1 pseudogene is annotated in these 2,057 nt (G+C 75.9%); it reads left to right on the top strand.

Going from position 1 to position 2,057, the window contains the following annotated elements:
* A pseudogene (locus VR45_RS40745) lies at nucleotides 1–2,057 on the top strand (type I polyketide synthase); the annotation flags it as partial.

The raw sequence follows: 2,057 nt of genomic DNA, 5'->3' as shown, positions 1-2,057 counted from the left end.
TCGCCGACCGGGACGCGCTGGCGGAACTGCTCGCCGGCATCCCGGCCGAGCGCCCGCTGCGAGCGGTCCTGCACACCGCCGGTGTCCTCGACGACGGGGTGATCGACTCGATCACCCCCGAACGCGCGGCCGGCGTCCTGCGGCCCAAGCTCGACGGCGCACGCAACCTCGACGCGCTCACCCGCGGACTCGACCTGACCGCCTTCGTACTGTTCTCCTCGCTCGCCGGCACGCTCGGCGGCACCGGTCAGGGCAGCTACGCCGCCGCCAACGCCTACCTCGACGCCCTGGCCCGGCAGCGCCGCGACCTCGGTCTGCCCGGCACCTCGGTGGCCTGGGGCCTGTGGGGCGGCGACAGCCTCGCCTCCGGAGCCGTCGCCGAACGGCTGATCCGGGACGGCCTGCCCGCCATGGATCCCGCCACGGCCACGATCGCGCTGCGCCGGGCCCTCGACCACGAGGACACGGCCGTCCTCGTCGCCGACTTCGCCTGGGACCGCTTCACCCGGGCGTTCACCGCGCTCCGGCCCAGTGCCGCCCTCGGGGACCTGCCCGAGGTGCGGGACGCACTCGCCGCCGCGGGCGCCTCCCGGAGCACGGCCGACGGCGCCGAGCCGCCGGCCCTGCGGCTGGCCGCGCTGCCCCCGGCGGAACGGGACCGGGCCCTGCTGGACCTGGTCCGCTCCGAGGTCGCCGCCGTGCTCGGCCACCCCGGGCCCGAGGCGGTGGGACCCGACCAGGCGTTCAAGGAGATCGGCTTCGACTCGCTGACCGCCGTCGAACTGCGCAACCGGCTCGCGGCGGCCACCGGCCTGCGCCTGTCGGTGACCCTGGCCTTCGACTACCCCACGGCCACGGCGCTGGCCGGACACCTGCGCGTCGAACTGCCGAGGACACCTGCGCGTCGAACTGCCGGGCGCGCCCGCCGCGCAGACGGCCGACGCACCCGGGAGGGCGACCGCGGCCGCCGCGGTCCCCGAGGACGAGGCGATCGCCGTGGTCGCCATGAGCTGCCGCTACCCCGGCGGCGTCACCACCCCCGAGGAGCTGTGGGAGCTCGTCGCGGGCGGACGGGACGCGATCACCGGATTCCCCACCGGACGGGGCTGGGACCTGGACGGCCTCTACGACCCCGACCCGGACCGGGTCGGCAGCACCTACGCGCGGGAGGGCGGCTTCCTCCACGACGCCGACCGCTTCGACCCGGCCTTCTTCGGGATCTCCCCGCGCGAGGCGCTCGCAGCAGCGTGGACCCGCAGCAGCGGCTGCTGCGGCGATGGACCCCCAGCAGCGGCTGCTGCTCGAACTCTCCTGGGAGGCGTTCGAGCGGGCCGGCATCGACCCGCTGTCGCTCAAGGGCAGCGCGAGCGGCGTCTTCGTCGGATGCAGCCACCACGACTACGGATCGCGCGTCTCCGAACCCTCCGAGGAGTTCGAGGGCTACCTCGGCATCGGCAGCGCGGGCAGCGTGGCGTCCGGGCGGATCTCCTACAGCCTCGGCCTCGAAGGGCCCGCGGTGACCGTCGACACGGCGTGCTCCTCGTCGCTGGTCGCGGTCCACCTCGCGGCCCGGTCGCTGCGGGCCGGCGAATGCTCGCTGGCACTCGCGGGCGGCGTGACCGTGATGTCGACACCGGGCGCGTTCGTGGAGTTCAGCCGGCAGCGGGTGCTCGCCGAGGACGGCCGCTGCAAGCCGTTCGCCGCCGCCGCCGACGGCACCTCCTGGGCCGAGGGCGCCGGACTGCTCGTCCTGGAACGCCTCTCGGACGCCCGGCGCAACGGCCACCCGGTGCTCGCCCTCGTCCGCGGCTCCGCCGTCAACCAGGACGGCGCCAGCAACGGCCTCACCGCCCCCAACGGGCCCTCCCAGCAGCGGGTCGTCCGGGCGGCCCTCGCCGACGCCGGACTGACCGCCGCCGAGGTCGACGCGGTGGAGGCGCACGGCACCGGGACCAGGCTGGGCGACCCGATCGAGGCCGACGCACTGCTGGCCACCTACGGCCAGGACCGGCCGGCCGACCGGCCGGTGCGGCTCGGGTCGCTGAAGTCGAACATCG

Origin of the sequence: Streptomyces sp. NRRL S-495, assembly GCF_000966955.1 — a bacterium.
Classification (GTDB): domain Bacteria; phylum Actinomycetota; class Actinomycetes; order Streptomycetales; family Streptomycetaceae; genus Kitasatospora; species Kitasatospora purpeofusca.
This window is presented reverse-complemented; position numbering and strand designations above follow the sequence as displayed.